This window comes from Goodfellowiella coeruleoviolacea (genome assembly GCF_024171785.1).
Taxonomy (GTDB): domain Bacteria; phylum Actinomycetota; class Actinomycetes; order Mycobacteriales; family Pseudonocardiaceae; genus Goodfellowiella; species Goodfellowiella coeruleoviolacea.
The window spans coordinates 305,069-311,652 of record NZ_JAMTCK010000011.1; the positions used below are offsets into that span (position 1 = coordinate 305,069).

The 6,584-nt window shown below is 68.9% G+C and carries 9 protein-coding genes; 2 read left to right on the plus strand and 7 right to left on the minus strand.

All coding sequences use genetic code 11. The features are described from left to right. Positions 1–2: 2 nt before the first annotated feature. The 7 genes from LX83_RS24040 to LX83_RS24070 all read right to left on the minus strand — a co-directional run bounded on the left by LX83_RS24040 (position 3) and on the right by LX83_RS24070 (position 4,842). Positions 3–386 (minus strand): VOC family protein, encoded by a 384-nt coding sequence (locus LX83_RS24040; RefSeq protein ID WP_253775169.1) that lies wholly within the window; start codon positions 384–386, stop codon positions 3–5. Beyond that, the gene (locus LX83_RS24045) at positions 373–753 is read right to left on the minus strand and encodes an ArsR/SmtB family transcription factor (RefSeq protein ID WP_253775171.1); all 381 of its coding nucleotides are present in this window, start codon (positions 751–753) and stop codon (positions 373–375) included. Before LX83_RS24045 ends, LX83_RS24040 begins: the two co-directional genes overlap by 14 nt. After that, complete coding sequence (locus LX83_RS24050) at positions 740–1,174, minus strand: SRPBCC domain-containing protein (RefSeq protein WP_253775173.1); 435 nt, start codon at positions 1,172–1,174, stop codon at positions 740–742. Before LX83_RS24050 ends, LX83_RS24045 begins: the two co-directional genes overlap by 14 nt. A gap of 211 nt (positions 1,175–1,385) precedes the next feature. Further along, on the minus strand, positions 1,386–2,183 hold the full coding sequence (locus LX83_RS24055) for an alpha/beta fold hydrolase (RefSeq protein ID WP_253775176.1): 798 nt from the start codon (positions 2,181–2,183) through the stop codon (positions 1,386–1,388). A gap of 79 nt (positions 2,184–2,262) precedes the next feature. Next, positions 2,263–2,727 carry a DUF6653 family protein gene (locus LX83_RS24060; RefSeq protein WP_253775178.1) on the minus strand — a complete coding sequence of 155 codons (465 nt, stop codon included), beginning with the start codon at positions 2,725–2,727 and terminating at the stop codon, positions 2,263–2,265. Between the two features lie 62 nt (positions 2,728–2,789). Then, positions 2,790–3,539, minus strand: a complete 750-nt coding sequence (locus tag LX83_RS24065) for a glycoside hydrolase family protein (RefSeq protein WP_253775180.1) — start codon at positions 3,537–3,539, stop codon at positions 2,790–2,792. Positions 3,540–3,921: 382 nt separating this feature from the next. Further along, positions 3,922–4,842 (minus strand): dioxygenase family protein, encoded by a 921-nt coding sequence (locus LX83_RS24070; RefSeq protein WP_253775183.1) that lies wholly within the window; start codon positions 4,840–4,842, stop codon positions 3,922–3,924. A gap of 262 nt (positions 4,843–5,104) precedes the next feature. On the opposite strand from LX83_RS24070, the gene LX83_RS24075 reads away from it, so the two are divergent. Then, a complete protein-coding gene (locus LX83_RS24075; protein WP_253775185.1) occupies positions 5,105–5,632 on the plus strand; it encodes a MarR family winged helix-turn-helix transcriptional regulator in 528 nt (175 codons plus the stop codon). Between the two features lie 133 nt (positions 5,633–5,765). After that, a partial coding sequence (locus tag LX83_RS24080; protein WP_253775187.1) for a GntR family transcriptional regulator occupies positions 5,766–6,584 on the plus strand: 819 nt, incomplete at its 3' end.

Here is a 6,584-nt window from a genome sequence, read left to right on the forward strand (position 1 = left end):
GCTCAGCCGGATTCCACGAGCAGGTGGACGACGCCGGCCGGGTTCTTGATCCAGTGGGTTCTGGCTTCGAGATCGCGCAGTGGTTCGACCTCGTCACACGGGTGGATGCCGATGCCGGCAAGCGTGGCCCTCGCCGCGTCCAGGTCATCGGTGTGGAGCTGCAACCACAGGTCGGGCTGGCTGTAGTTGTCGACGCAGTCCAGCCACAGCGTGTTGGGACCGAACCGCACCGAATGAGTTCTCGAGACGGTCGGGGTGCAGGAAACGTCCTCCTCCTTGACGGCGAAGCCCAAGGTGTCGCGGTAGAAGGCCACGGTGGCCTCGTACTGCGCCTTGGGGATCTTCATGGCGATGTTCAGGCCGGCGGTGAACTCAGGCGGGTTCATCGTCAGGTGGCTCCTTGGTCGGGTGCCGGGCGGCGGTGGCGTCCAGTGCGTGTTCCAGCGCGGTCAGCCGGTCATCCCACCTGTTGGCGAGCGTGGCCAGCCAAACCTGGGCCGCGCGGATGGGGGCTGGTTCCAGCCGGTAGGGGCGGCGGCGGCCGACCGGTTCACCGGAGCTGATCAGGCCCGCTTCGGCGAGCCGGTCGAGGTGCTTGGCCACTGCCTGTCGGCTGATCAGCAGCTGCCGCGCCAGATCGGTGACAGTCGCGGGTCCGGCGCGGGCGAGTTCGTCCAGCAGCGCCCGCCGGGTCGGGTCGGTGAGCGCCGCGAACACCGCGACGGCCTGCTCCTGTGCATCAGGCGGCCGCATCGAGGTGGGTCTCCAGGTCGCCGAGTTCCGCGTCCCATCCCTGGCTGTTGGCCTCGTGGGCGGAACGTGCAACGTCGTCGGCGGCCTGCGCGAACCCGCTCTCCACCAGGCGCAGCCGGGTCCCGCCCGCAACGGGCTCCAGGGTGAAGGTCACCAGCGTCTGGGGTGCGTCGTCCCCCGGCCAGCCCTCGATCGGCCAGCTGAACGCCAAACGACGTGGTGGATCGACGATCGTGATCGTGGCGACGGATTCTTCGTCAAGGTCCTCCCAGCGGAAGTACGCTCGCCCGCCGGGTCGTAGATCGATCTCGGCCACCGAGCCGAACCAACGCGACAACCCCTCGGCGGTGGTCAGCGCGGCCCACACCCGCTCAACGGGGTGCCGCAGCACCCTCTCACGTTCGATCCTGTCCGAAACCACACCACACTCCTTAGCAACCCCTGAGTTGCCATCGGATAGCAACCTAATGGTTGCGATGAGCATCCCGCAAGCCCGGCACGGAGCGCGCGATCGCGTTGCGGCGTGCCAACCGTCCGCCGTGACTCATCCGCCCCAGGCCGAGCGGCGACCGGCACTTCTGGGTGTCCACCAGCACGCGATCAGGGCCGGGCGAAGATTGCCCGGCGCGGCACTAGCCAGCGCAGTGACCGGGACGACCAGAACGCGACCACTGTTCCTCGTCGGTGACGAGTTCGGCGAGCTTCTCGGGGTGTTCGTCCACCACGAGGTGACCGGCCGACGCGATGACGCCGAGTTCCACCCCGAGCCTGCGCCGCACAACAGGAGCCAGGGTGCGGTTGGGCAGGAACACGTCAGCTCCGCCGACCACGACGGTGCGAACGACATCCCGTCCCGCGATCACGACGTCGCCGGGGTCGGCGCTGGAACGAACGTGCCGGGCCACCAGCGTCATCCACTCCACCAGCTCAGGTCGTGGAGCACGCCCGTGGCCGTGCATCACACGAAGAAGACGGGCACTGGAGCCGGAACCAGGCTGGAGCACCCAGGCGACCGAAGCCGTGAGGACGGCCGGGGTGATCCGCAGCCGGGTCAACCCTCCTGGAGACACCAGGAACTGCCGCTGGACCAGGGGTGAGTCGCTGGCCAGCGCAATCGCCGCGCCCAACGAGTGGCCCACGACGGTCACCGGGCCCTGACCGGTTCGCTCGACCAGTTCGGTCAGCCACCGGCCGTACCAGGCCAGCCGGCCCGCTTTCGGAACGCGCTCACCGCTGCTGAGCCCCGGCTGCCCGGGAAGATCGGCCACGACCAGCCGACACCGCGCCGCCAACGCGGCGGCCAACGGGAGGTAGGCGGCAGCACCGAAGTTGGTGCCTGGCACGACCAGCACCGTGCGCTCGCCCCGCCCAGCGGCGACCACGTGAGTCCGGGCGCCGTGGGCGGTGACCACGTCACGTTCGTGCGTCACCGGCCAGCCGTCAAGTTGGGTGACGCACCATCCCGCGATGGCCTCCCGCCCAGCGCGGGTTCGGTAGATCGATGCCATGTCAGGATTCCGCTCCGCTGGCGGGGAGGTCCCGCCGCCGATGGCGGGCGAGGTAACGGGCCATCAGCGCCCAGTACACGAGCAGCAGCGCCATCTGCACCGCGGTTGCCGCGACCGCGGGTCCCAGTCGCCGCCGACGGGCAGCGACGACTCCGATGACAGCGGCAACGGTGGCCGCGGCGTTGACGCCCAGCGCCGCATCCCGGGGACGCTCGACGAGCCACTGCTCCTCACCGAGCATCGCACGACTCGCCCATGCCCGGTCATCAGCCGGTTTCAGGAAGATCACCGGGTTGACCGCAAACCGCGTGGCGACGATCGCCGCATGGCTCCAGCGCCGAGTCCACACCGGCACCAGCACCAACGGCGCGGTTGCCCAGCGTGTCCACACACTCCAGGGATTGGCGTGCCGGGCAAAGACCGCACGCCGAAGCCGCGCGATCGCGCTTGCGGGGACGGCATTCATCTGTGTGCTCCATCTGGAAGTGCTCGAACCAACGCCGACCAGACTTCCCGGCACACCGCGGATCACCTTACTCCCGCTGCGACCAGCCGCCATAGCCCAACCGCCGAGAACCAGCGCGCCGACTGGCGTCCGATCAGCGCGGTGCTGGACAGGCCGGGCGATCCCAGGTACCGGCCCACCCGCCGCAAGTGGGCGTCGGCCCGTGCGGACAGTTCGGGGAAGGCTCGGGCGGCTTGGGCGAAGGCGTAGGACAGTCCGGTGTGCCCGCCGATCAGTCCGCCGTGTGGCATGACTTCCACGTCGATATCGGCGACGTGGTGACCGAGCGTCTCCCGATGCCGCTCCGAGAGCCAATCCAGCCCGCTGAGCAGCGCCAGGGCTATGCCGGCCGTGCCGGTTCCCAGGTCGCGCTGATCGGGGTGACGCTTCGCCTCAAGCGCGCGGTCGACGGCCGCGAGGTGAGCGTCGCGCCAGAAATCGTCTCCGGTGAGCCGCCGGCATCGGGCGAACAGCACCGCCGCACCCGACTGACCGTTCATCAGCCCGCCGGGGCTGCCGTCGCCGGCTTCACTGGCCTGGTCGTGCACGGCTTCGGCCATGGCCAGCCCCTGGTGCGCCTCACCGATCTCGAAGAGCAGATGGGCCAGCCCGGTACGGCCGGAAAACAGGTTCATCGCCTCGGGTTCAGGCTTTTCGAGGATCCGGTCGATGACCTTCAGGTACAGCGGGTCCGACAGGCGGAACAGCGCCAGCGCCGCCCCGCTCAGACCGTCGTAGAGTCCCAGGGGCGTGCTGTCCGGCGCTGACTGCACTGTTCGTGGAGATCGGGCCCGGCCGGGTGCTCACCGGCCTCGGCCGCAGGGCCCTGCCGGGCAGCCGCTGGGTGCCGAGCCAGGGCGGTGTGCCGCGTCCGGCCGTGTGCCCGGGCCCATCTCCAGCACGTCGGCGCGCGCCCCGTTCGGACCTGCCCACAGTGGACGATGCCGGACGCCGAGGAAGACCTCGTTGACCGGCGCTTCCTCAACGGACACGGACTCGTTCCGGATTTCGATGACACGAGTGGTCTGTTCGAGGTGGCCCAGGAATGCCCGCGATCCTTCGGTCACACCCCGGCTGGCCGCCCGCCACCGGTTGCCCGCCGTGTCCGGAATCTGAAGGTTCCCGACACAGCCGAGCGTGGCCCGTGAGAGACCATCAGCAGTCGGCGGCCACAGGTGTGTCGCGGACTTCTCCCGACTGACGGGTGCCAGGCCGGGACGCCGGCCGAAGGGCGAAGTCGTAGACCAAGGCGTGGTAGGGCCAGTCGACTCCGCGGGCGCGAAGCTCGTCGGGGTCGTGCTGCCACGTGGTGGTCTTGACCGCGGCCGAGGGGATGGGGCCTTCGATCACGCCCATGGTGAGCGGGTCGCCGTCAAAATAGATCTGGGTGATCAGCGGCAGGAAGCCGTCGGCATGAACGATGGCGTGGATGTGCAGGGGTCGTTTGCCCGGCAGTTGCAGAGCACGGGTGAGGGCGTCGAGCGCGCCGCCGGGGGTCAGGCCGAAGGATTCGACGCCCGGCATCACGGTGCGGAACTCGTAGTGCCCATCGCTGTCGGTGGTGATCTTCCCGCGGAGGTTGTAGGTGGGGATGCCGCTGGAGTCGTTGCGGATGCGGAAGGGCGCGAAGTCCTCGTCCTGGACACCGGAGTACACGTTCTCGGCGTCGATCTGCCAGACGTCGAGAACCGCGCCGGGCAGCGGCTCGCCACTGGTGGACCGCACAGTTCCGGATACGACCAGGGGCTCACCCGGCTCGTCGGGGCGCATCGGGAGCACGGCGGGACTGGGCAGCGTCGGGGCGCCGGGCAGATGGACCGGGCCTTCCACTTCCCAGTGGCTCGCGCCATCCGTCTCCGGGTGGGCGTACGCGGCGCCGTCGGTGCCCTTCATCGCGGCCTTCGCGAACAGGATGAAGGGCACGAGCTGCAGTTCGCCGTCGTCGGCGGCCTGCTGGAGCCACTGCGCCGCGGCGGACAGCTCCTCCACGGTGACTTGGTGCTTGACGATGACGTCGTCAACGGCACGTCGCAGATCGGCGAAGACGACCTGCAACCTGGTCCCGGGCTCGCTCATGAATGCCTCTTACACTCGATTGACGTTGAAGCTTCACGCTGAAGCTAGCGGCGGACAACGTGAAGCGTCAACCTGAACGACGTGAACGTTCACGGTGTTCACGCTGACCGGGTCGCAGGATTCGGCTACCCTCTCGGACACCTGTCAAGTCCCGGGAGTCGCCCGGACCGGCGGCGGCGCAGTCCTGGCAGCAGACCACCACCGGAAGGAAGAGGAGGACGAGGGAAACGGGCCCGCAAGGACACCGCACCTTCAACCGTCCATGGATGCACGAGAAACACGGTGGCTCGACGACGACGAGCAGCGCGTCTGGCTCGGTGTGGTCGCGTTCGCCACCCGGCTCCCCGCCGCGCTCGACGCGCAGCTACAGCAGGACGCGGGGATGACGCATTTCGAGTATCACGTCATGGCCGTCCTCGCCGCGGCATCCGGCGGGAACCTGCGGCCCGGTGACATCGCCAAGGCCGTCGGCAGTTCCCTTTCCCGCGTCTCCCACCTGCTGCGCCGCCTGGAGGACAAGGGCTGGATCCGGCGAACCGCCGACCCGGATGACAGCCGTTACAGCTTCGCCGCCCTCACCGAGGCAGGGCACGAGAAGATGACCCAGGCCGGGCCGGGCCACGTCGCCACCGTGCGACGACTCGTCTTCGACGCCCTCACCCCCGCCCAGCAACGCCAGTTGGCTGCCATCAGCCAACGCGTCTGCCAGGCGATCGACAACGACGTCACCACGGGTACCGGTCGGAGGACTCGGGCGCGCGGCGGCGACGCGCCGCAGAGCCCGGAGTGAGGCACCCGGTCCAGCACGATTTCCTACGGACCACACTGGACGATCCGGGTCTGCGCACCGAGGGGGAACAGGCCCGGATCAGGATGGTGTTGTTGCGACCTCGGGCATGCCCTGCCACCCGGCCAGGACGGCCGTGGGCGACGTGATCACCGGCTGGGCCGTTCGACACCGATGCCATGGGGGTTCAGCAGGCCAGCGCGACCACCCGGTCGTCCGCACTGGTCGAGGTCGTTATCGTTGGGGCATGCCCTCGAAGCCCGACGCGTCGTCCTCGAAACCCGCGGTCAGCGCGGTCGAACGCGCGTACGCGGAGATTCGCGCGGCGATCGTCGAGGGCCGCCACGAGCCTGGCGTGATGCTGAGCGAGAGCGAGTTGGCTGCCGCGCTCGGGGTCAGCCGGACACCGGTGCGGACCGCGCTGGCTCGGCTGCAGGACGAAGGCTGGGTGACCATCTACTCCAAGCGCGGCGCCCTGGTTCGGGAACTGAGCGCGGAGGAGGTGCGGTACTCGGCCGACGTGCGGCAGACCCTGCAGATCATCGGGGTCGAACGAGCCGGGCACCAAGACCGCGCCGCGATCAGACCTCGACTGGAGGAGCTGATCGCCAAGCAGGAACGGGCGCTCGCGGACGGACCGTTCGACACCTTCATCGACCTCGCCATCCGGTTCCACCGGGTTTTCGTCGAACTCTCGGGCAATCCCCTGTTCACCGACTTCTACGACAGACTGCGCGACCGTCAGGTGATGATGCTGTTGCGCAGTGCTTCCGTGGTCAGAAAACGTGCGTCCGAAGTCGTCAACGAGCATCGCAGGTTGATGGACCTGGCCGCGGCCGGAAAGGTCGCGGAGTTCGCGGAGACACTGCGCCGGCACCGGGATGAGATCTTCAACCCACTGGTCCAGGATCTCAGCCCAGCGGCCCCGACCTCGAACGGCTCTGACTCCCACCGC